The sequence below is a fragment of the Microcoleus sp. Pol12B5 genome (assembly GCF_036701335.1).
Taxonomy (GTDB): domain Bacteria; phylum Cyanobacteriota; class Cyanobacteriia; order Cyanobacteriales; family Microcoleaceae; genus Microcoleus.
Genome location: NZ_JAUBQQ010000014.1, coordinates 84,901 through 109,499, shown reverse-complemented (window position 1 = coordinate 109,499; position 24,599 = coordinate 84,901). Strand labels below are relative to the sequence as shown.

Here is a 24,599-nt window from a genome sequence, read left to right as displayed (position 1 = left end):
TTACCCGCAGCTATGTAATCTCGCTGTTGGTCGCCGAAAGCGATATCGCTGCCTGCTTCACCTAATACTGTGTCGTCTCCGTTGAGGGAGATTAACAGTTGGTTAGCTTCGTTCCCTGTTAAGGAATCGTTTCCGGGAGTGCCTCTCATCGTGTTTTGGATGTCGATGAGTTGGGCGGCGTTGGAGTCGAAGTTGAGTATTTGTGAAGGCTGGGGTGGGATAAATCTGATCAGAGGCTGCTGGGGCAGTGGGTCGCAACCGCAACTGGTATCGGGTTCGGGTACTCGGTTGAATATCGGGCTTGGTTCTGGCGCTGGTGTTGGTGTTGGTCTTGCAGTTGGAGTTGCAATTGGTTCGGGTTGCGGGACTGGTTTTGGTTCCGGGGCTGGCGCGGGTGTTGCAGTTGGTGTTGGAGTTGGAGTTGGTTCCGGCGTCGGCGCGGGTATCGGCGTCGGGGCTGGTGTTGGTATCGGTATCGGGGCTGGTATCGGTATCGGCGCGGGTATCGGTATCGGCGCGGGTATCGGCGTCGGCGCGGGTATCGGTATCGGCGCGGGTATCGGTATCGGCGTCGGGGCTGGTGTTGGAGTTGGAGTTGGTGTCGCCGTCGGCACGGGTATCGGCGTCGGGGCTGGTGTTGGAGTTGGAGTTGGTATCGGCGTCGGCACGGGTATAGGCGTCGGCACGGGTATCGGCGTCGGCACGGGTATCGGCGCGGGTGTCGGTGTTGGTATCGATTCCTTAAGGGGAATGAGAGAGACAGTGGCAACTGCCGCACTGATGGCACCGAGGTTATCTGTAGCGCTGTAGGTGAAGTTTGCCCCTATGAAATTGCCCGATGCCTGGAAGAACAACTGGGTAATTTGCTCGGCTGTAAGGGTTTGACCTGCCGTGACCCGCACTCCTTGGCTGGGTTCGCCTAAGAACAGCGTGCCTTCATTGGCTGGCGGCAAGGTGTTTACGGTAAAGGAAACCACCGTCCCGTCTGGGTCGGTTCCTCCGAGTCCGGGGATGTTCACGGTTGTTTCCAGCAACAAAGCGACGCTGGAGTTGTTGGCGACGGGTGGCTGGTCGATGGGAGGTAATAGTGCTAGCAGGGAGGCTGTAGCGGGGGCTGGACTGATGGCGCCGCGGCGGTCTGTGGCGCTGTAGGTAAAGTTGGTGGCGGCGAATTCGCTGGTTGCTTGGAAGAATAACTGGCTGATTTGAGTTGTGCTAAGTCTTTGGCCTGCCGTGACCCGGATTCCCTGACTGGGGTCGCCCAAGAACAGGACGCCTTGATTGGTCGCCGGTAGGGTGTTGATAGTGAAGAATTCGATCGAGTCGTCGGGGTCTTTGGCCGTCAGCCCTGTGAGGTTGACGGTGCTGTCTGGCGCCAGGGTCTTGCTGAAGTTTGTGGGTACCGGCGGGTAGTTGAACGCCAGCGACAGCAGAGAAACTGTGGCGGCAGGACTGCTGCCACCGAGATTGTCCTGGCTGCTGTAGGTAAAATTAGCTCCTGTGAAATTGCCGGCCGACTGGAAGAATAACTGTGTCATTTGCTCGGCTGTCAGGATTTGACCTGCTGTGATAGCGATTCCCCCCGTTGCGGGGTCGCCCAAGAACAGGACGCCCTGATTTGTCGGTGGCAGGGTGCTGATGGTGAATGTAACCACTGTGCCGTCAGAGTCTCCGCCTCCGAGTCCGCTAATTTGGACAACGCTGTTTGGCGCTAGCGCAGCGTTGCTGCTGTTGGCTGATGGAGGTTGGTTGGGTGTGGGCTGGGCGAGTAAAATGGCGGTGGTGACGGTGGCTCTGGACTCGGAACCGTTGTTATTGCTGGGTTCGGGGTCAAAAGTGGTCGATCGACTCTGGGAAGTATTGCTAATAGTGCCCGTCGCTGGAACGACTAATGTTACCTCGCGGTTGATGTTGCTGCCGCTAGTCAAACTGGGAATTGTTGGGAAGGTGACAACCCCTGTCACCGGGTCGTAAGTGCCGTTATCGGATGCGCTGACTCCCGTTAAACCGGGAATGATGCTGTCTGTAATCACTACGTTTTCAGCAGCATTCGGCCCATTGTTGGCGGTATTTATAGTATAAGTCACGGAACTACCAGCAGGAGCAGATGTGAGACCGCTCTTGGACGTAACCAGGTCGGCCACAGGCTCGATCGAGGTAATGACTTGACCCCCCGCTTCACCCGGCACTGCGACTGTCGAGCCGTTGTTGTTTGTTAAGTCCGGGTCAAAAGTGGACGATCGACTTAATACAATGTTGGTGATGCTCGTCAGGGTAGGCGGGGGTACAAAAATTAGGCGGCGGGTGACACTGCTGCCGCTGGCTAAAGTCGCGATCGCTGGGAACTCGATCACTCCTGTGGCAGCATTGTAGGTTCCGCCATCGAACACGCTGACATTCGTTAAGCCGGGAATCAGGCTGTCGGTGATGACTACGTTGGTCGCAGGACTCGGCCCGTTGTTGGTAGTAGTGATTGTATAAAGGAGGGTGTCGCCCACCTTAATGCTGGGCAAAGCAGTTTTTTGGGTGACAACATCGGCCACAGCCTGGATCGAGGTAGTGACGGTGGCGTTGGGGTTTGTACCGTTGTTGTTGGCAGGAGTGGAGTCGGGAGTGATGGAGGTACTTCTTGCCGTGTTGCTGATGGAAGTTAGGGTGGGCGGTACTGTGAAGTCGATCGTCCGGGTGACAGTCTCCGCGTTGGCGATTGCCACGGGCGCGAAGGTGACAATGCCGGTTAGTGGATCGTAAACGCCGCCGTTCGATGCCGTGACTCCGGTTAACCCAGGAACTATGCTGTCGGTGATGGTTACAGCTTCTGCAGGACTCGGCCCTAAGTTGACTGTGGCGATCGTATAACTGACCGAACTACCAGCAGTAGCACTCGTAGAGCCCGTTTTTGTGGTTGCGAGGTCGGCGTTGGGCGCAATACTTGTCGTAACCGTAGAGTTAGTGGGAGTGCCGTCTTTGTTGGTTGTCGAACCGTTGTTGTTAGTGACGATCGGATCGAAAGTCGCCGCGCTACTCCGGGCCGTGTTGCTGATGGCAGTAACGGTGGCTGGGGCACTGAAACTGACAGTGCGGGTCGCAGTAGCCGCATTTGCCAGCGCCGTCAGTGCTGGAAAGGTGACAATGCCCGAAACACGGTCGTAAGTCCCGCCGTCCGATACGCTGACTCCTGTTAAACCCGGAATAATGCTGTCAGTGATGGTCACATCGGCAGCCGGGTCTGGGCCTATGTTAGTGGTAGTCAATGTGTAGGTGACGCTTGACCCGGCTGAGGTAGTCACAGGGCCACTTTTGGTAGTAACTAAATCCGCGACTGTATCAACAACTGTGGTAGAGACTACACCAGGCCCCTCGATTTGCCCTGGCGCAAGTACACCGCTGTTGTTACTGAGGTCGGGGTCGAAAGTCGAGCTAGTGCTGAATGCAACGTTGGCAAAACTGCTACCGCTGGTTAAACCGGGGGGCAAATCAATTGTCAGGGTGTAAGTCACAGTCTCGCCGGCATTGAGAACCGGAATTAACGGCCAGGTGACTGCCTTGGTTTGGTTCACGTAAGTGCCGTTGTTGGAGGCACTGAGAATTGGTGGCAATCCGCCCGGACGCAGCAGTTCTAAAGGTATTTCGTCTTGAATCAGAACATTTGTAGCAGGCGCTGGCCCCTTGTTTACTGTAGTAATCGTGTAGGTAATGCTGCCTTCGGATTTGACGAACTGCGGACCGGTCTTGATAGTGGCAACCTCAGCGGCGATACTCGGAGGATTGATAGTTTCAACTACCAGGTTTTGAAGTTCGTGAATGTTGTTGGCGGCTCCTGTGGAACTGCCAAAACCAAATTTGAAAATTGGCGGTACTGGGCCGTTTTCAGTTGCTAAGTTGCGGATGTCGATCAATGTAGTTTCGTAGATGTCGTCGAAATTTTCATCGAAGGCAACGGTGAGGCGAGAGGGTTCCACCGGATCGTTAGATGGATTCAGCGTAATTTGAACGGATCTTTTGGCTAAATTGCGATCGCTCGTGAACGTATTGCTGAAGTTAAAAGTGGTGCCGGGAGGGCCGATAAAGTTAATACTCGTAGGAATGTTATCGATGCCGAAGGGAACGATCGCATTTGTTAAAAACCGATAACCGTTTGCTTGATTTCCTCTAACAGTTACTGAATCAGGTCTGAAAGAACCAATAGAGGAGCCGGGAATCGGAGGTGGCTGTGGGCCAGAGCGCCCTTCTGTAGACGTTGAAAAATTGCCAAACTCGTCGAGCCCAATGCCTAAATAACCTCCCTCAATACCGGGTATACCCGTTCGTGGAGCGTAAGCCACAGAACCGCCATAACCCCCAGTCCTGGTTGGGCTAACAGTGCCGTCAATCAGGAAGAAACCCAGCCCGTCCCCAGGCTGAGGGGTAATAAATGGTTGCGGAGTATTAGATTGCTGGTTTGAACCGTAAGAATAAAAATCAAACTGAACTCTGATACCGTCGGTTGAAGGAATGGGGTTGTTGTAGATGACGAAGGCTTCTCGAAGGTTTACTGCTGGAGTTAATAGCAGAGCGCCATCGCCGGGACTTGCACCGCCCAAAGCCGGAAGTACGCCGGATACAGTGCCTCCGGTAATGCCGGGGATACGTTGATTGGCTGCTGCAACCCCGTTGCTGGGATCAAACAGTGCCCCGTCGTTTCCCCCGTAAATCCAAGGCCCCCTAACTGTGGAGTTTTTGAAAGTTTCGTTAACTAATGTGCCGAGGGCGTAAGGGTAGGCTGCGAGCACTTCTTTTTCAATGGCGATTCTCGCTTTTATTTCCCCGGTCGCAAATTTTAATTCCCAGTCGCCACCGAGTGCCGCACTCCCCGTCAAGTTGTCGGAAGCTGCAATATCTGCACCGACTATCAAGCTCAGCCGCCGCACGAAGGCCTCGCCGCTTTCCCCTGCTGCGACGCTGCACCCGAATAACAAAATACCTCCTCTCTCGCTGAGGGCTTTTCCCCACTGCTGTAGGAAATGGCTGTAAGTTTCTAAGTTGTCGCTGCAGAGTTCGATCGACCCTAGCTGCACCCCCGCTTCTCGACCGTGAGAAACTATCTGAAGGCTGTCTAAATCGCTGTAATTAGCCAAAACTCTAGTAATTTGCTCGACTCCATCCCCCGTCGAGTCCAATACAAATACCTCTGTATCGGCTGTTCCTCCTCTTGCCAAGCTGTCGCAGTTCTCTACTCTGGCATCGAGGAACAGTACATTTTTTAGAGTCTGGACACCCAGAGACTCGGTGGCTCGCAAAAATTCTCTGTGGGGATGCCCAATTCCCCTGTCGCCACGCAGTTTCTGGGACAGGAAATACTCCTCTGTTTTTACTTGTTTTATGTTTTTTTTCTGATGATAAGTTGCGGTTGTTCGGGATTTTGCGACCGCATTCCTTGCGGTGGAGTCACATATTTTGGGGGTGATAAAAATTGGTTTGTTGCAGATGCTGTGCATGGTCAAATTGGCTCACGAATTGTAGATGATGTACCCATTTCCAGATGATCATTATCACTTCTTGAAAAGGTTTAATTGCAGAGTAAGAGGCGGTGCAGCTTGACTTGAATCAAGAGCAAAAAGCGAATTTTACTCAGCACAAAGCCCTGCTATCTTGATATTTAATAGCATTGCCAAGATCGCCGGCAGAAGCGCTGAGGATTTGGGGTTTAAATCCCCAGAATCTCTGTACCGGGTGATATTTGGCTTTCGACTTTTTTCTTTTCTGTTAGCGAGTGTATCTGTTACACGCTTATCTCTTACATCGCGCAGTAGATAATAACACCAGTTCTCAAAAATTTACTTAATGAGGTTTTCTGTAAATCGTCTAATGCACTTTATTTGCAGATAAAATTCACTATTTCTAGACGTATAAACCTGGTTTGAGGGACGAAAAGACTTCTTTGCAGCCCTCGCTCCCGGTAAAAAAACTCGGTTTCTTTGCTTTTGGTGTGCAAGCCCTGTTCACAATAACAACCAGACATTGATTAGGGAGTGATAGCCGTCACATAATTATGCCGACCTTGCCCGAAGTGTCATTCAACTGATATCTTTTACCATTCTCAATAACCTTTCTATGGGTAGTTCTCCTGCCCAGCCCATAAGAAAATTCACTTATTGTGGAACAGGCCACAAAGCCTATTCTTGAAAATGGTGCAACATATGAGATTCAATTGAAATTGGCATACCCTGTATCGACGAAGCGTCTTAAAAATTCATGACTTGCAGTCTGGAGATAGCAATCTAGGTTTGAGATTGTTTCGCGACGATCGCAAAAACAGATTAGTGCTGCCCACAAGCAACTTCTCAAACTATCAACACGCTAGTCTTCGAGCTGGTTTCTGTTTAAAATAAAAGCTCGGAACAATGTTTCGTGCAGAATTTTTCATGATGTTTGGGAGAAACTGATTTAGAGACTGGCCCCTCAGCTACTTACGATTTTTGTTGGCTAATTTTTTTAACTGCAGGAGTTACGCGCAGGAGACTAGAAACCCAATTTATTTCTAGATTTCTCGCCACCCAACCAAAATTTATTATCTAAACTTCGTTTCTGATCGTAAATCCTCAACTAAAAAAACACCGATCGCAATTCCCCTGTTATGGCAACTTTAACCACCAACTGTAACCAAGCAATAATGCTCGAATAGGTTTTAACTGCTGAGTTTGGGCGGGGTTCGTCCAAAACAAGCTTCAACCATAATCCTTACACGTAAGTACATATTAACTCATTGATTATTACATCCGCAAATAGGCGTAGATACAAGCACCAATATAAGCTATATCTTTTCACCACGAGCGTCAAGAGCTCTGGCTTGGTAGTACCGACAATCTTGACAGGGCCCAGAAGGATTGACCGCGCAGCGAATGTAATTAGAGCGGGCGTTATACTCGCAAGTGATATCGCCGATCGCATAACCGAGGCTTTGTATGTAAGTGCGATCGGCAGTTTGTAGTTGAGTTCGCATGGATCTATTCGCTACCGCCTGTCTGGCCGCAGCAATTCTATCGCGGGCTTGGCTTTGGGCAGAGCGCATCACCCACAAAGACAGCACCGACGGAGCTAAACCTATGAAAATAATCAGGAGAGCAGTTAGCACTTTTTCAGAGCTTATGTGGAGAATATTTGTTTTAATTTAGGCGATCGGCAACAAAAAATCCTCCTCGACAAGACGGTTTTAAATAAGAAAAGTTCCCGATCAAGTCTCAAACTATGCCGCCCCTGGGTTAACCGTTAGGTGACGGCTGAGGAAGGCGAATTAAATAACTTACAATTTTAATTGTTATTGTGGGACGGGCGGGACGCCCATCCCACAAACTTTTTGAGAAACCGGGTTGCTCTTCAAAACCAAAACGGTTAAATCTTAGCAACATCCCCCGCTAAATCCATCAACGAACCCGCGCCTTCCACCTTAGCAACATCCAACAAAGTCTTCAAAACCGAATCGGGATTCAAACTAATCGAATCAATTCCCAACTCAACCAAGAAACGAGCAAACTCAGGATAATCGCTGGGCGCTTGACCGCAAATCCCAATTTTGCGATCGTACTTCTTGGCGGCTTTAATGGCAATTGCTACCATGCGCTTGACAGCTTCATTCCGTTCGTCAAAAATGTGTGCGACCAAAGCAGAATCCCGGTCTAATCCTAATGTTAACTGAGTTAAATCGTTAGAGCCGATCGAGAATCCGTCAAAAACTTGGGCAAATTCGTCAGCAAATATAACATTGCTCGGCAATTCGCACATCACATACACTTGCAAGCCGTTCTCGCCCTTAACTAAACCGTGTTTTGCCATCTCGGCTAACACTTTTCGCCCTTCCTCCGGGGTGCGACAAAATGGAATCATCGGAATCACATTTGTCAAGCCCATTTCGTCGCGAACTCGCTTTAATGCTTTGCATTCCAAAGCGTAAGCTTCGCGGTAATTTGGGTCGTAATAGCGAGAGGCGCCACGCCACCCGATCATCGGGTTTTCTTCCTTGGGTTCAAACTGCCGCCCTCCCAAAAGATTAGCATATTCGTTGCTCTTGAAATCGCTCATCCGCACGATAACTGGATTTGGATAAAATGCGGCGGCAATTGTGGCAATTCCGTGGGAGAGTTTGTCGGTGAAGAAATCGGGTTTGTGTTGGTAAAGTGCAGTCAGTTCTGCAATTTCTTCTTTGACTGATTCATCCACCAATTCGTCAAAGTGAATCAGTGCGAGCGGGTGTGCTTTAATGTGATTGGCAATGATGAATTCCAACCGCGCTAAGCCTACGCCGTCGCAAGGAATTGCGGATAAACCAAAGGCTTCTTCTGGGTTCCCGACATTCATTAAAATTTGAGTGCGGGTGCGGGGTAAATTCTCGATCGCAGTTTCTTGAATTTCAAAAGGAAGCAAACCGGCATAAACTTTGCCTTCGTCTCCTTCGGAACAAGAAACAGTGATTTCTTGCCCGTTTTTCAAGATTTGGGTGGCGTCGCCAGTGCCGACAATGGCGGGAATTCCCATTTCTCTGGCGATGATGGCGGCGTGACAAGTGCGACCACCGGAATTGGTGACGATCGCACTTGCTTTTTTCATAATCGGTTCCCAATCCGGGTCTGTTTTGTTGGTAACTAAAACTTCTCCTGATTGAAATTCAGCAATTCTGTGAACGTCTAAAATCACGCGGGCTTTGCCTTGCCCGATTGATTCGCCAACGGCGCGTCCTTTTGCTAAAACTGCACTGCTACCTTGCAATTTGTAGTTTCGCAAAACTTTAGCAGATTTTTGAGATTGTACTGTTTCGGGTCGTGCTTGGACAATAAACAATTCGCCCGTATTGCCGTCTTTTGCCCACTCAATGTCCATCGGGGTATAAGTCCCGCGCACTTTAGAGTAGTGTTCTTCGATGATGACGGCCCATTTTGCGAGTTGCATAATTTCATCATCTTGGATGGCAAATTTATTTTTTTCGGCTGCGATGACGGAGACGTTTTTGGTGTATTTAGAACCGCCGATATCGTACACCATTTTGAGGGTTTTGCTGCCGAGACGTTTGTCTAAAATCGGACGAAAACCTTGTTTTAAGGTTGGTTTAAAGACGAAGTATTCGTCGGGGTTGACGGTGCCTTGGACGACGTTTTCGCCTAATCCGTAGGCGGCGGTTACTAATACGGCGTTTTTGAATCCGGTTTCGGTGTCGATGCTGAACATGACGCCGGAGGATGCTAAGTCCGATCGCACCATTTTTTGGACGCCGACTGATAGGGCGACTTCAAAGTGGTCGAATCCCCGCTGTTGGCGGTAGGAAATCGCGCGATCTGTGAATATGGAAGCAAAGCATTTGTGACAGCATTCGAGCACGCCAGCGCAAGCTTGGACGTTGAGGTAGGTTTCTTGCTGTCCCGCGAAACTGGCGTCGGGTAAGTCTTCGGCGGTGGCGGAGGAACGGACTGCTACGTCTGTACTGTCGCCGTAGCGATCGCACAATTTTTCGTAAGCATCCGCGATCGCCGCTTGGAGTTCTCGCGGAAATGGTGTGTCGAGAATCAGTGCCCGCGCTTGCTTGCCTTTTTGCCGCAGGTTCTGCAGATCTTCTACATCTAAATCGGCAAAAATTTCGCGCAATTTAGCTTCTAAACCCGCTGACTGGATGAAGTACCGGTAAGCATATGCTGTAGTTGCAAATCCGTTGGGAACTCTAACTCCTTGGGGGCTTAACTGTTGAATCATTTCGCCCAAAGAAGCATTTTTTCCCCCTACTAATGGGATGTCGGCGATGCCGACTTCATCAAACAACAATACTAAGGCTTTTTCTTTGGGAATTAAACCGTTTTTTTTTTCAATTGCTAAATTGTCGAGCATTGCTTTTTTCCTCTCAACTTCAGCTCATTTCGGTCAAAGGACAGTAAACAAAAGACAGTTTATTGGGAATTGTAATTTTGTTACAAAAATTCTCAATTTTTCTCCTAGGCTGTATCAACCGAATTTTCGATTGCCTCTATTTAAAGACTATCACTTTTTGGCTAAATAGCAAGGCCTATGGAGATATTTTATTTGATTGCAAAAAGTAAAGAAATTGCAGTAATGAGTTTATGTAAGGTATTATAAAAGAAGGGGTAAAAATATGAATAGCGAAGATATTTCCCACGGCTTTTTTGGCGTTGAGCGCTCATGGGTGTGGGGAGATAGCTTGGATTGTGTTGGTAGCGGAATCCAATGGCAATAAAGGGTGGGGTTCGATCGCGCGATCGGCTGAACCCGCCAAAAAACCGATGCTTACTTTCCGATAGGAGTCGTGATCGGCCCAAAATTGGAGATTCTAGTTCCACATCCTCAATTCATCTCTGGACTGAATCTAAAATCTAAAATCGTGTCACAGAGGCGATCGCCCAAAAAAATACTAAGCAGCTTAGTTTCATCCTGAAACCCAGCTTCTAAAAACCTTAAAAAATTTCCCCCTGATTGCGTTTGCCTACTTAGAGGAAAAACACAATCGCATAGATATCAGATATTGTACCATTTTCAATAAGCCTTTTAAGGGCTAGTTAGAAGAAACTCTCCTAAGAAAATTTACTTTTTGTGCAATGGGGCGGAAAGCCCGTTCTTGAGAACCGTTCAACATCTGAGATAAAGCGCATTGTAATTGTTGAACCAAAGAGTTTTTAACTGGGAACAGCAGGATTTGTGGCTAGACAATTCTTTATATGCTATAATAGTTGGCTACACTGCCTTCTGACAAAAAATAAGGTATATGATATCAGTTTTGAGCCCACCCGCAAAGCGAAACGGCTTTAAAGTTCTTCTGGTCGAAGACAATCAAGCAGAAGCCGATCTGATCGAAGAATTATTATTAGAAACAAATGTCAGTAGAGCCGAACCCCAAAGGCTATCAGTAAGTTGTACAGACCGTCTCAGCAAAGCGCAGCAACTTTTGGTCAGCGAACATTTTGATGTGATTTTACTAGATCTTTCGCTGCCCGATAGCCAAGACTTAAATACAATTGTCAAAATACAAGAATATAGCCTAAATACTCCGATTGTCGTACTGACTGCCCGCAACGATGAAGAGCTTGCCGTGCAGTCAATCCAAGCCGGAGCTCAAGATTATCTAGTTAAGCGAAAAATCGACAGCGAAGTGTTAATTAGATCGCTTCGTTACGCAGTCGAGCGACAGCACAACCAAGAAGCTTTGCGAAAAAGTGAAGAAAAATATCGCTCGGTAGTCGAGAATTCTCTCGTCGGAATTGCGATTCTTGCTCCTCCGAATTCCCCCTCAGCACCAGAAAAATATGAGTGGTTAGAAGTGAACGATGCTTTGTGCGATTTGCTGGGATACGATCGCCAAGACTTTTTGCACGATAATTGCGAGATGTGGGGTTTTCCTGAAGACTTGCAGGCAAGTTTAGAGCAGTTAAATAAAATTTTGGCAGGGGAGAGTGAAGGCTATGTTTTAGACCAAAGGTGGCGCAGAAAAGACGGAAAAATAGTTTATACTAGAGTTTCCTTGCGCTGTATTCGCGCCCTAGACGGCTCGATCGACCACCTGATTAAAGTAGTCTTGGACGTGAGTGATCGCTACCGTTACGAAGCTCAATTAAAAGCATCAGAAGAGTTTTTAAATCACACAATTAATTCTACTCCTGACCCGATTTTTGTCAAAGATGAGCAGCACAGATGGATCGTATTAAACGATGCTTTTTGCAATTTGATAGGAAAAAGGCGATCGGAACTGATTGGTAAGTCAGGATACGATTTTTTACCCCCAGCACAAGCGGCTTTTTTTGGGCAACGAGACGAGCAAGTATTGCAAAGAAGTCTTGCTGAGGAAACAGAAGAATTGTTTACCAATTGCGGCGGTCAAGAACGCATTATATCTACTAAAAAAACAGTATTTAAAAAAGCCGACGGGACTAAAATGTTGGTCGGAACAATGCGAGATGTGACTGACTACAAACGCCAGCAAATAGCGTTGCAGGAAAGCGAAGCTCGATTTCAAATAATGACGGACAACGTGCCGGGAATGATTTATCAATATCGGCTTTATGGAAATGGTAAAACATCTTTTACTTACGTTTCCTCTGGCAGTTGGCAGCTCTACAATTTAAAGCCAGAACAAATAGAAGAAAATGCCACGTTGGCTTTTGCAACAGTTCACCCCGACGACATCTCAGACTTGCAGCGATCGATCGCAACTTCAGCGGCGACTCAGCAAGCTTGGCAACACCAGTGGCGGCAAGTTATGGGAGATCGAGTGAAATGGCTGCAAGGCGCGTCAAAGCCAGAAAAGCAAGCCAACGGCGATATAGTTTGGGACGGTTTGGTGATGGATGTTACGGAATTGAAACAAACCCAGCAAGATCGCGATCGATTTTTTAATCTCTCGCTGGATTTACTTTGCATTGCAGGTTTTGACGGCTATTTCAAACGATTAAACCCCGCTTGGTCAAATTTATTAGGTTATAGCAGTGATGAAATCTTAGCCAAACCTTTGATAAAATTCGTGCATCCAGAAGACATAGAAATTACTCTAGCGGAATTAGAAAAACTCAAAAAAAGCTACCCCGTTATTAGCTTAGAAAACCGCTATCTTTGCCAAGATGGTACTTATAAATGGCTGTCGTGGACAGCATCCCCGTTTGCAGAAGAAGGTTTGATTTATGCAGTGGCTCGCGACGTTACATTTAGCAAGCAAGCTGAAGCTGAATTGCGTAAGAGCGAAGCCACCAACCGCGCTCTTTTAAATGCGATACCAGACATGATATTTCGCTGTATGGCAGACGGCACTTTTGTAGACTTCAAACCAGCCAAATATTTCGAGAATATCCTACCACAACAAGCATTAATTGGCAAAAAAGCACAAGACATATTACCGCCTGCTTTTGCTGAAAAAATCTTGTCCGGCAATAAACAAGCGATCGACACTGGCGAGATTCAAGTTGTAGAATATCAAATGCCAGTTAATGATGAATTGTACGATTTTGAAGCGAGAATTGTTTTCTGCACGGATGACGAAATTATCGCGATCGTCCGCGACATCACCAATCGCAAACGTTTCGAGTCAAAACTCCACCGGCAAGCAGCAGCAATGGCTGCCGCTTCCGAAGGTATCGCCATATTCAGTGCCGACCAAGAGGTGATTTATTGCAACGCAGCCCGACTCAAAATCTACGGTTACGACTCTCTCGAAGAAATCTTAGGTAACAGTTGGAAAATATTCTACCAAGGTGCAGAGCTGCAAAGGTTCGAGCAAGAAGTCCTGCCGAATTTAGTGCAGAAAGGTTCTTACAGCACCGAAGCAGTAGGATGCCGTCGCGACCGCTCGGAAGTCCCTATAGATGTCTCGCTGACAATGCTGCCCGACGGGGAAATCATTTGCATTGTTCGCGATATTTCCCAAAGAAAAAAAACAGAAGCAGCACTGCGGGAAAGCCAGCGGTTAACTCAACAAATTGCTGGGGCAAGTCCTAATATGTTGTATGTTTATGACTTAATAGAACAAAAAAACATCTATGCGAACGCTTCTATATACCACATTCTCGGCTATACAGTAGAGGAGATTCAGGCAATCGGGCCGTGGATGATGTCAACTTTAATCCACCCCGAAGATTCAATCAAAATGCCTGATTATTTACTGCAAGTAGAAACAGGCAGCGAAGGGGATATCTTTGAAATTGAATACCGAATTAGGCACAAAGATGGTTCTTGGCGCTGGATGGTCAGCCGAGATACTGTATTTGCGAAAACAGGAGACGGTAAGTTAAAACAAATTCTCGGTACGGGAACTGATATTACAGAAAGCAAGCAAGCAGAAGATGAAATAAAGCTGTTGCTGGCAGCAACTCAAGCTATTAGTCAGTCGGCAGATTTTCACAGCGCTCTCCCAGATATTTTGCGGTTGCTGTGCAATGCGATCGGCTGGAATTTTGCGGAAGCTTGGATACCGAATGCTAATGGTACTTTTTTGGAACACAGCGAAACTTGGTACGCTAGCGATCGCGATTTAGATACGTTTGGCCGCGAAAGTAAAAAAATTAGATTCGCCGCCGGTGTGGCAGTACCTGGACGGATTTGGTCAACCAGAAATGTAGAATGGATTGAAGATATTTCTCTAGCCAAAAATCATCTTTTTGCCCGATCGCAAATGGCGAAATCAGTCGGATTGAAAGCTTGTTTCGGAGTGCCAATTCACACTAGCTCAAAGGTGCTAGCAGTTTTAGTATTCTGCAAGCGCGACCGCTCGATTATGGAACCGCGTATAGTAGAGTTGGTCAAGGCTGTCGCGACGCAGTTGGGCGATCATATTCAGCGCAAACAAGCCGAAGAAGAATTGCGTAAAAGTGAAGAACGCTGGCAGTTAGTTCTCAAAGGCAATCAAGACGGAATTTGGGATCTGAATCTTCAAACAAATGAAGCTTTTCGCTCGGCCCGCTGGCAAGAAATTATCGGTTACGCAGAGGGCGAAATCGACAGCACCAACAGCGCATGGATCGAGCGCATCCATCCAGACGATCACTCACGAGTGCAAGCAGCGATCCAAGGTTATCTCGATCGCCAAACCCCCAATTACGCCGCCGAATACCGCTTGCAGTGTAAAGACGGTAGCTATAAGTGGGTTCTCGCCCGCGCTCAAGCAGTGTGGGACGAAGCCGGAAACCCTCTGCGGATGGTGGGTTCAATGACGGATATTAGCGATCGCAAAGCAGCAGAATTAGCTTTACTGCAGGTCACTCAAGCCGTCGAAAGTACCAGCGACGCGATCGTGATCGCCGACTTGAAAGGGCGGTCTATTTACCACAATCAAGCCTTCATTCAGCGCTACGGCTACACGGTGGAAGAACTCAATGATATTGACGATATGACCGCGTTTTATGTCCGGTATAAAAATTACAAACAAATCTATAAAAGCCTTCGCCAAGGTCGCTCTTGGTGTGGCGAAGTTGCGCTGCAAACTAAAAGCTACGAAGCAGTAACTGCTCTGGTGCGAGCCGACAGTATTCAAGATATTAATGGAAATTACATCGGCTTAATTGGAGTAATTACCGACATCACAAAACGCAAAGAAGCTGAACTGATTTTGCGGCAGAAGTTAAAGCGCGAACAGTTGGCAGTAGCCATGCTAGAACGCATTAGATCTTCTCTAAATCTTGAAGATATTCTTACCAAAAGCGTCGAAGAAGTGCGGCATTTTTTGCAAGTAGACCGCACTATTATTTACCAATTCAATCCAGATTGGAGTGGATTTATCGCTGTCGAGTCGGTTGCCGAAAATGTCCGACCAATTGTAGGAATGGAAATTTATGATCCCTGTTTCGGGGCAGCCTACGTTCCTCTTTACCAAGACGGCAGAATTAAAGCCATAGAAGATGTTCACAATGCCGGCCTGGCCGACTGCCACTTGGCTTTGTTGACTCGTCTCGATGTTAGAGCGAATCTGGTAGTGCCGATTTTGCAAGGCGAAAACTTGTGGGGGCTGTTAATTGCCCACCACTGCACGGGCCCGCGTCCCTGGCAGCAATTGGAGGGAGAGTGCCTAAAACAATTGGGGGTGCAGTTGGCGATCGCCATTCAGCAATCAATGCTATTTGAACAAGCACAAAGCGAAATTGCCGATCGCAAACTTGCAGAAGCCGCCCTACAATTAGCTAAAGAAGCCGCCGAATCCGCCAACCGCGCTAAAAGCGACTTTCTTGCCAACATGAGCCACGAATTGCGGACGCCTTTGAACGGCATTTTGGGATACATCCAACTGCTCAAAGTCGATAAAAACTTTACCGGCGATCAGCAGGAAAGCCTTAACAACATTCACCAGTGCGGCAACCACCTGCTGATGCTGATTAATGACGTTTTAGACCTCTCAAAAATCGAAGCTAGTAAAATGGATCTGTCGCTGACAAACGTGCATTTTTCTAGTTTTGTGAAAAGTATTATTGATTTGTTCCAGATGCGCTCTGCTCAAAAAGGAATTGCCTTTAATTACGAGCAGATGTCAGCGCTGCCAGACGGCATTTTGGCAGACGAAAAAAGGTTGCGTCAAGTTTTGATTAATTTGCTCAGCAATGCCGTTAAGTTTACGAACAGCGGCAGCGTTACATTCAAAGTCGGTTATGCAGAAAGTTTCCCCGATAATTATCCTCAAACCAACTGCAAAAATTCTAGTTTGATAGCGGAAATTGCCCCTCCAACAATTAATTTGACCGTGAATATAGACGCGGAGCAAATGTCTAACCCGCCGCTAGGAACAACAGAAGCGCGCGAGGTGACAACAGACAATACTGGCCGTGCCCCTACCCCTAAAATTCGTTTTCAAATCGAAGATACCGGCATTGGCATCGGGCAGAATAAATTAGAAGAAATATTTTTGCCTTTTCATCAAGTTGGCGATCATAAAAATTTTGTCGAAGGTACGGGACTGGGACTTTCCATCAGCCAAAAATTAGTCAAAATGATGGGCAGCCAAATTTGCGTCCAAAGTACCTCTGGCAAAGGCAGCATATTCTGGTTGGATCTAGACTTACCCGCAGTCGCCCAGTCTTCGGAACTCCCCTCCCGGCAAGAAAAAAGGCGGCTTGTAGGTTTTATCGGCCTCCAGCGGAAAGTGCTAATCGTGGACGATCACGAAGTAAACCGCGCCATGTTGCATAGACTGCTTTTTCATTTAGGCTTTGAAATTGCAGAAGCTACAGACGGCGAAGACTGCTTGCACAAAGCACAGGAATTTCTACCGGATATAATTTTAATGGATTTGCTGATGCCCGTAATGAACGGTTGGGAAGCTACCAGGCGGCTACGACAGTTGCCGGAATTAAAAGATACGGTTATCCTTGCTTTGTCCGCTAACGTTTACGAGACTACCAAGCAAGAGAGCATACTTGCAGGTTGCGATAATTTTCTCACCAAGCCGATTCAAACTAATGAGCTTTTAGAATTATTGCGCCTGCATTTGAGACTAGAATGGGTTTACGAAGAAAGAGCACAAACCAAAAAGCGGACAGATCAAACTGCAAAATCATCTTCTGAGATTGCTGCTGCTGACTCAACGATGGTGTCTCCTGCCTCAGAGTCAGTCTTGGCGTTGTTAAGATTGGCTGCAATGGGCGATATTGAAGCTATTCTGGAAGAAACTGCTAAACTCGAACATTCTGACCCGACATTAGTGCCTTTCGTTCATCACCTGCGCCAACTTGCTAAAGGATTTCAGCTCAAGCAAATTCGAGATTTTTTGAAGCAACATTTGTCCTAAAATTGACAGTAGCTAACAGACAACTCAAAATCAGTTAAATCTCGCGCCCAGAGTACCATTCTCAATTAGGTGTTGTGGCCTCCCGCGAAGCGACAACTTAATTTGCTTGGGCGTCCCGGACTCGCCGCCGGCTCCTCAAAGGGTTATTGCAAATAGAAGCATCTAGGAAGCAACCGGGTTTCTAGAGCCGCCAAAAATTCATTGAATCCGATTTAACGTCACAACCCACAACTCAAAAATCAAAAATTTGAATGTTTCCCTTGAATATGAACGATAAGAATTCCGAAAGAAGCATCATACTAATTGTCGATGACAACCAAACAAATCTTGACGTGCTTTTCGAGTTGTTAAGGAATTACGGGTTTAAAGTATTAGTGGCTCTAGACGGCGAAAGTGCGATCGAGCAAATTGACTACATCCATCCCGACTTGATTCTTTTGGATATCATGATGCCAGGAATTGACGGTTTTGAAACTTGCCGACGGTTGAAAGCAGACCCGTCAACGCAAGATATTCCCATCATATTTATGAGCGCCCTTTCCGATACGCCTGATAAAGTAAAAGGCTTTCAGACAGGAGCAGTTGACTACATCACTAAGCCTTTCCAGCACGAAGAAGTTTTGAGCCGGATTCAAACCCACTTGACAATCCGCAGCTTGCAAAAAAAACTCGAAGAAAAAAACCTCGAACTTGCCCACCTCAACCAAAACCTTGAAAGACTTGTTGAACAAAAAACCAAGCAATTAATAAACCAGGAAAAAACAGCCATCATCGGACGTTTGACTCAGGGCATGGTTCACAACCTCAAAAGTCCCCTGCAAGTGATCCAGACTAGCGTCGATTTGATTGAAACAAAAGCCACACAAATTCAAGAAGACTCTCTGTTTAATTATACTAAGTATATTTTTCAAGCAGTCACAAAAATCAATCAGATCATGGATACCCTGATGATGAAAAGCCGAAACGAGCAAAAGCAAGATTTGCATCCGGTGAATATCAACGATTTAGTGCAGCGAGAAATTCAGCTATTGGAAGGCAACCTGTATTTTAAAAATAAAATTAGAAAAAAATACTTTTATGACGAAGAAATTGCCAGTATTCCATTAATTTATTCCTATCTTTCTCAAGTATTTTATAATTTAATCAATAATGCAATGGATGCTATGTGGGAAAAGAAAAGCAGAGAAATAACTATCGTGACTCGGCAAGACGACTCGAACATATACATGGATATTGCAGATACGGGATGCGGCATATCATCTGAAGATTTGCCAAAAGTTTTTGACCCTTTTTACACATCCAAGCCGCCTAAAGGCGAGGAAAAAACCGCAGGCGAACCGACAGGAACAGGTCTAGGACTTTATACTTGTATTGAACTTTTAAAGCCTTTTAACGGTGAGATTGCTATTAGCAGCAATGTCGGTCAAGGCAGCGTATTTACAGTTGTGCTGCCCAAACCGCAGACAAATTGAGCGACTCAACTGAGTTAAATTATGTCCGGTTAGACAACCATAATTAAGTTTGTAATTAAATTTGTAGCAAGGAATGCAAGTCTTGGTTACTCGATCAAGAGAGGACTTGCATTGCTCAATACAAGCGCTAATGGCGGGCAATTAACCGGACACAATCTCAGAGCGTATTTTGTAAATCAACGGTAATTCTCGTAGCTTAGTAGTAATACCATTTCACAAAGAAATAATTTAACTTTAGGCAAGCTTTAAGCGGCAATTTAAAATCTAAAATTTCAAAGGCTATCAGCAATGCCAATCCTGATTACTCCGCGCTCTTTTGACTTGCCTCTTGCTATTCCCCTGCCAAAGGTTGTAAATTAAAATAGAGTAAAGTTGCAATATTTGTAAGACTATGATAATTTTGGCCCACTAGGTTTGGGGCCAGGCGGAAAACTTGCAGCGAACAACTCAATTCTACAAATAAATCTGGGTGGTCGGCAAGCACACAGCGCACTCTAAAGCGTGTGCTTCAAGTTCCCCAATCATGAGCTAGGTAGCTGCATCCGTTGCTGAGATTTTATAATTACTAAAAAATAGCAAAAGGATAGCAGTAAAAAAATGCTACTGTACGCAATAACCCAACTGCGATAGTCATCAGTCATTCCAAATCTCAAATCAAAAATATAAAATATAAAATGGTATGACATCTGTTTTTGAGTCAACTTTAACGCCTGGTTTAAAAATTCTTTTAGTAGAAGATTGTGCAGAAGATGCAGAATTCATTCAAGAACTGCTGTCTGAACCCCAACTAAGACAATCAATTGATGTCACCAATGTAGTTCGCCTCCGGCAAGCGATAGAAATTTTAAGCGACAAAATTTTTGATGTAATTTTATTAGATCTTTCACTTCCTGACAGCCTAAAATTTAATACTTTTTTCCGACTTCAAGGTTGCCGTATCAATACTCCGATCGTCATTCTGACAGCGGCCGATGACGAAGAACTGGCTGTGGAGTTAATTGCCGCCGGCGCCCAAGATTATCTGGTGAAAAGACAGGTAGACAGCCGGCTGCTGGTGCGGACGCTTAGGTGCGCGATCGCCCGCCAGAAACGGCAAGCAGAATGGCAAAAAAGTCAAGAAAAATACCAGCAGGTTGTTGGCAATATCAAAGAAGTCGTTTTTGAAACAAATACTGCTGGCAATTGGACTTTTCTCAATCCGGCTTGGACAGAAATTACCGGATTTACCGTTGATGAAAGCTTAGGTACTTCCTGTTTGAATTACATTCATTCTGAAGATCAATACCAATATTTAAATGCGTTTAGATGTCAAAGACCAAATCAAGAAATATCCTGTTGTTACCAAAGTCGATATGTTACCAAAAATGGGGAAATTCGGTGGGTGGAAGTGCAAGAATTTTTTATGTTTGGCGGGAACGGCGAGGCGCAAGGGACGACAGGAACTATCAATGATATTACAGATAAGATTTTAGCGCTGTCCGAACTAGAAGCTAGTAAAAAGTTTTTAAATTATACAATCGCTGCAGTTGCCGACCCACTTTTTGTCAAAGATGAACAGCACCGCTGGATACTGTTAAATGATGCTTTTTGCAAGCTGATAGGTAAGCAGCGCGAGGAACTGCTGGGCAAATCTGATTATGACTTTTTCCCAAAACAAGAAGCTGAATTTTTTTGGCATACTGACCAACAAGTGTTTAGGACGGGGAAAGAAAACGAGAGTGAGGAAATATTTACGGACGCCAACGGTACAAAGCACATTCTGTCTACTAAAAAAACTGTCTTTGAAAATACCGACGGCAGTAAAATTCTCGTGGGGATAATTCGAGATATCACTGAGGATAGGCGCAAACAATTAGCGCAGCAAGAAAGCGAAGCTAGACTTCGGCAACTTGCAGCCAATTTACCTGGAATAATTTATCAATTTCGTCTCTCAACCGACGGCCAAAAAAGTTTTCCTTATATTTCTTCTGGCAGCCGCTATTTATTTGAATTGGAACCAGAAAATATTCAGCAGAATCCTCAACTACTTTTTGATTTTATTCATCCAGATGATCGTCAAAAATTTGAAGAATCTATTGCTGTTTCTGCAGCAGATATGCAGCCCTGGCAGCAGGAATGGCGGGCGATTGTACCGTCTGGAAAACTTAAGTGGATGCAAGGGGTTTCGAGACCGGAACGAGTTGATCGTACGACGGAAATAGGACAGGAAGGGGATATAGTTTGGGAAGGCATGGTGCTGGACATTACTGATTTAAAACAGGCTGAAGCAGCTTTGCGGGAGAGCGAAGCGAGATTTCGATCGCTCGTTGAGAATATCCCAGGCGCTATCTGCCGCAGCTTGTACGATGCTGAGTGGACGATGGTATTTATTAGCGATGAAATTGAGGTAATTAGTGGGTATCCTGCTGGGGATTTTATTCGCAACAACGGCTTGAGTTTTGCGACCATTGTCCACGAGGCAGACAAGGAAATGGTCGATCGACAAATCAGCGCAGCAGTAGAGTCGAAACAGCCGTACAATCTAGAATACCGCATTGTTCGCGATGACGGGGCGGTGCGGTGGATGTCGGAAAGAGGTAGGCCAACTTACAATCTGGAAGGGCTGGTTTTGTGGCTCGACAGAGCGATTTTTGATATTACCGATCGCAAACAAGCCGAACTGACTCTGTGCCTAGTAACTCAAGCTGTAGACAGCGCTAGTGATGCGATCGCGATCGCAGATTTGGATGGTTATTCCGTTTATCACAATCAAGCATTTATTCAGCGCTACGGCTATACAGTTGATGAACTAAATAATGCCGGAGGCCCAGCAGTAATGTACCCCAAATCTCAAGATTTGAGAAAGTTATTTAAGGTGCTACGGAAAGGTTTTTCCTGGGAAAGTGAAATTGAAATTAAGAGTAAAAAGGGCGATATTATAGAAACTTTCTTGCGAGCTAACTGCATTAAAGATAGCGCTATGCAACCGATAGGAATGATAGCTATCATTGCCGATTTCACAGAAATAAAACGCACCGAATCGGCATTAAAACTCAGTCAAGAGCGATTACAGTTGGCGGTTTCAGGCAGCTCTTTAGGGCTGTGGGATTGGAATATAGCTACTGGCGAAACTTATTTCGACTTTTATTGGAAATCAATGCTAGGCTATGCAGAAACCGAAATTGAAAATAACCTCAAATGCTGGGAAAGTTTGGTGCATCCAGAAGACCGAGTGAAGGTAATGGAATGTTTAAATTCCTATATAGAAGGTGAGACTGATATCTATGAATTTGAATTTCGGATGCTCAACAAAGCGGGCAATTGGCAGTGGATTCTGGCTATGGGCAAGGTGGTCGAGTACGACGAATGGGGTGCGCCGTTGCGGATAACAGGCACTCATAAAGATATCAGCACCCGCGTTGCAGCCGAAGCCGAAAAAACTCAGTTGATTGCATCTTTGCAACAACTTGCCGAACAGTTGCAAGAAGCACAAAAAATTGCCCGCATCGGCAATTGGGAATTGGAGATTGAGGCAGGAATTATTACTTGGTCGGAAGAACTGTTTCGAGTTTACGGCCGAGGAGTGAATCAGCCGCCAACAATGGAAGAACTTTTAGAGCAAATTCATCCCGATGACAAAGAAAGGTTTTCAGAAGTTGTGCAAAACGCAGTGACTAAAGGGACAGCTTACGACATCGACCACCGCATCTATGTTCCATCAGGAGAAATCAGGCACGTTAACGCTAAAGGACAATCTGTTAAAAATGAGTTGGGTCAAGTGGTGCGGCTGTTTGGCACGGCAATGGACATTAGCCATCGCAAAAAAGCAGAAATTGCTTTACAAGAAAGCGAACAGCGATTTCGCGCTGTATTTGAACAAGCGGCGATTGGCATTGTCAAAGTGTGGCGCGACGGTCAATTTTTGAATGCAAATCAAGGGTTTTGCAATATTGTCGGCTACTCAGAATTAGAGCTAAAATCGCGAAATGTTGGGGAGATTTCTCACCCCGAAGATGTAGCAGCAGATGTTGAGTCGCGCGACCGACTGTTAGCTGGGGAAATTTTTAATTATTCGATTGAAAAACGCTTTATTCGCAAAGACGGTTCATTTGTTTGGACTAATATGACGGTATCTTTAGTGCGGGATGGGTTTGGGGAACCTAGCTATGTAATTGCTGTGATTGAAGATATTAGCGCTCGCAAACTTGCCGAGGCTATCTTGCGCCAGCAATTAAAGCGAGAACGCCTGGTGGTAAAAATGCTGGAACGCATTCGCTCTTCTCTCAATTTAGAAGAAATTTTGACAAAAACTGTTGCTGAAGTACGGCAATTTTTGCAAACAGACCGGACAGTTATTTATCAGTTTAATCCCGATTGGAGCGGTTTTGTAAATGTCGAGTCTGTGGGCAAAAATTGGCTGGCTATTCAGGGAATAACTATTGACGATTCCTGCTTTGAAGACCGCTATGCTTCTGCTTATGAACACGGTCGTACTGTAGCTGTGGATGATATTTACCAAGCTGATCTTTCCGAGTGCTACATTAATTTATTAACTCAATTTCAGGTGCGAGCTAATTTGGTAGTGCCGATTTTGCAAGGCGAGAAGTTGTGGGGGCTATTGATTGCTCACGAGTGCGCGGGCCCCCGCCACTGGCTGGAAATTGAGGTCGAGTGTCTCAAACAAATTAGCGTGCAGTTGGCGATCGCGATCCAGCAATCAATGCTGTTTGAGCAAGCACAAAGTGAAATTGCCGATCGCAAACAAGCCGAGTCAGCTTTGCAGGAATCGGAAGCGCGAGAACGTTCAAAAGCGCTAGAGTTAGAAGCAGCTATTAACAAACTCCGAACGACTCAAGCTCAGCTCGTTCAAAATGAAAAAATGGTGAGTTTGGGTCAGTTAGTTGCTGGTGTTGCTCACGAAATTAATAACCCTGTTAGCTTTATTCACGGCAATCTCAGTCCGGCTCGCAATTACACTTTAGATTTGCTGGAATTGATTCAAGTTTACCAGCATTACTGTCCTCATCCTCCCGCCCAAGTTTTGGAGAAAATTGATGAAATAGACTTGGATTATATTGCTGAGGATTTCCCGAACTTGTTTAATTCGATGCAAGTAGGAACCGAGCGAATTGTTGAGATTGTGAAATCGTTGCGTAATTTTTCCCGATTGGACGAGTCCGCTGGGAAGTCGGTTAACATTCACGAGGGAATTGATAGCACTTTGATGATTTTGCAAAATCGGTTAAAATCTCACAGCAGCTATGGAGAAATTCAGATATTTAAAGATTACCAACTATTGCCACCAATTGAATGTTTTCCGGGCGAGTTGAATCAGGTATTTATGAATATCTTAATTAATGCGATCGATGCTTTGGAAGAACGGGACAAGCAGCGTTCCATTGAGGAGTGCGATCGGCATCCCAGCACGATCGCTATTCGCAGTTATCAGGCTGGTGCGGGCTTCGTAGCAGTATCGATTGCGGACAACGGGCGAGGGATACCGGATTCCGTGCGATCGAGGCTGTTTGACCCGTTTTTCACGACTAAACCTGTGGGCAAGGGCACGGGTTTGGGATTGTCGATTTCTCACTCGATTATCGTCGATCGCCACGGCGGCAGATTGAGCTGTATTTCGACACCGGGAGAGGGAGCGGAGTTTTTGATTGAAATTCCAGTGCGATCGAATTTAACAGCTACAAATTCAAATTTGGGGCAATAAATTAGCTATTGGTGATTGGAAATTGGGAAGCGGAAATGGGTAATATCAAATACCGTAACATAGGAATTATACCCTGCCAGCGAGCATTATCCTTGCTCCGGGTCACTCGATTGCATTCCGCTGGCAGTGCACTCATAAAATTATTATTCTGATGCAAAGGTCAACAATATGAGCTGCGAGTTGTGAGTTGTGAGTGAAAAAT

6 protein-coding genes are annotated in these 24,599 nt (G+C 46.2%); 3 read left to right on the top strand and 3 right to left on the bottom strand.

What is annotated here, in order from left to right; genetic code table 11:
- The 3 genes from QUA24_RS10060 to ppsA all read right to left on the bottom strand — a co-directional run.
- Window positions 1-5,279, bottom strand: a 5,279-nt coding sequence (locus tag QUA24_RS10060) for a DUF4347 domain-containing protein (RefSeq protein ID WP_333229287.1), incomplete at its 3' end; no start/stop codon positions are given.
- 1,514 nt (window positions 5,280-6,793) lie between these two features.
- A complete protein-coding gene (locus QUA24_RS10055) occupies window positions 6,794-7,114 on the bottom strand; it encodes a DUF6464 family protein (RefSeq protein WP_333209883.1) in 321 nt (106 codons plus the stop codon).
- 257 nt (window positions 7,115-7,371) lie between these two features.
- Window positions 7,372-9,849, bottom strand: coding sequence for a phosphoenolpyruvate synthase (gene ppsA / locus QUA24_RS10050; protein WP_333229285.1), 2,478 nt, complete (start codon window positions 9,847-9,849; stop codon window positions 7,372-7,374).
- 889 nt (window positions 9,850-10,738) lie between these two features.
- On the opposite strand from ppsA, the gene QUA24_RS10045 reads away from it, so the two are divergent.
- The 3 genes from QUA24_RS10045 (at window position 10,739) to QUA24_RS10035 (ending at window position 24,397) form a co-directional block, all read left to right on the top strand.
- The gene (locus tag QUA24_RS10045) at window positions 10,739-17,227 is read left to right on the top strand and encodes a PAS domain S-box protein (RefSeq protein WP_333229284.1); all 6,489 of its coding nucleotides are present in this window, start codon (window positions 10,739-10,741) and stop codon (window positions 17,225-17,227) included.
- A gap of 251 nt (window positions 17,228-17,478) precedes the next feature.
- Window positions 17,479-18,699, top strand: coding sequence for a hybrid sensor histidine kinase/response regulator (locus tag QUA24_RS10040; protein ID WP_333229282.1), 1,221 nt, complete (start codon window positions 17,479-17,481; stop codon window positions 18,697-18,699).
- 679 nt (window positions 18,700-19,378) lie between these two features.
- The gene (locus tag QUA24_RS10035; protein ID WP_333229280.1) at window positions 19,379-24,397 is read left to right on the top strand and encodes a PAS domain S-box protein; all 5,019 of its coding nucleotides are present in this window, start codon (window positions 19,379-19,381) and stop codon (window positions 24,395-24,397) included.
- The last annotated feature ends 202 nt before the right edge of the window (window positions 24,398-24,599 follow it).

Coding starts and splice junctions, on each gene's coding strand:
- ppsA (WP_333229285.1), bottom strand. CDS start 9,849: ATGCTCGACAATTTAGCAATTGAAAAAAAAAACGGTTTAATTCCCAAA.
- QUA24_RS10045 (WP_333229284.1), top strand. CDS start 10,739: ATGATATCAGTTTTGAGCCCACCCGCAAAGCGAAACGGCTTTAAAGTT.
- QUA24_RS10040 (WP_333229282.1), top strand. CDS start 17,479: ATGTTTCCCTTGAATATGAACGATAAGAATTCCGAAAGAAGCATCATA.
- QUA24_RS10035 (WP_333229280.1), top strand. CDS start 19,379: ATGACATCTGTTTTTGAGTCAACTTTAACGCCTGGTTTAAAAATTCTT.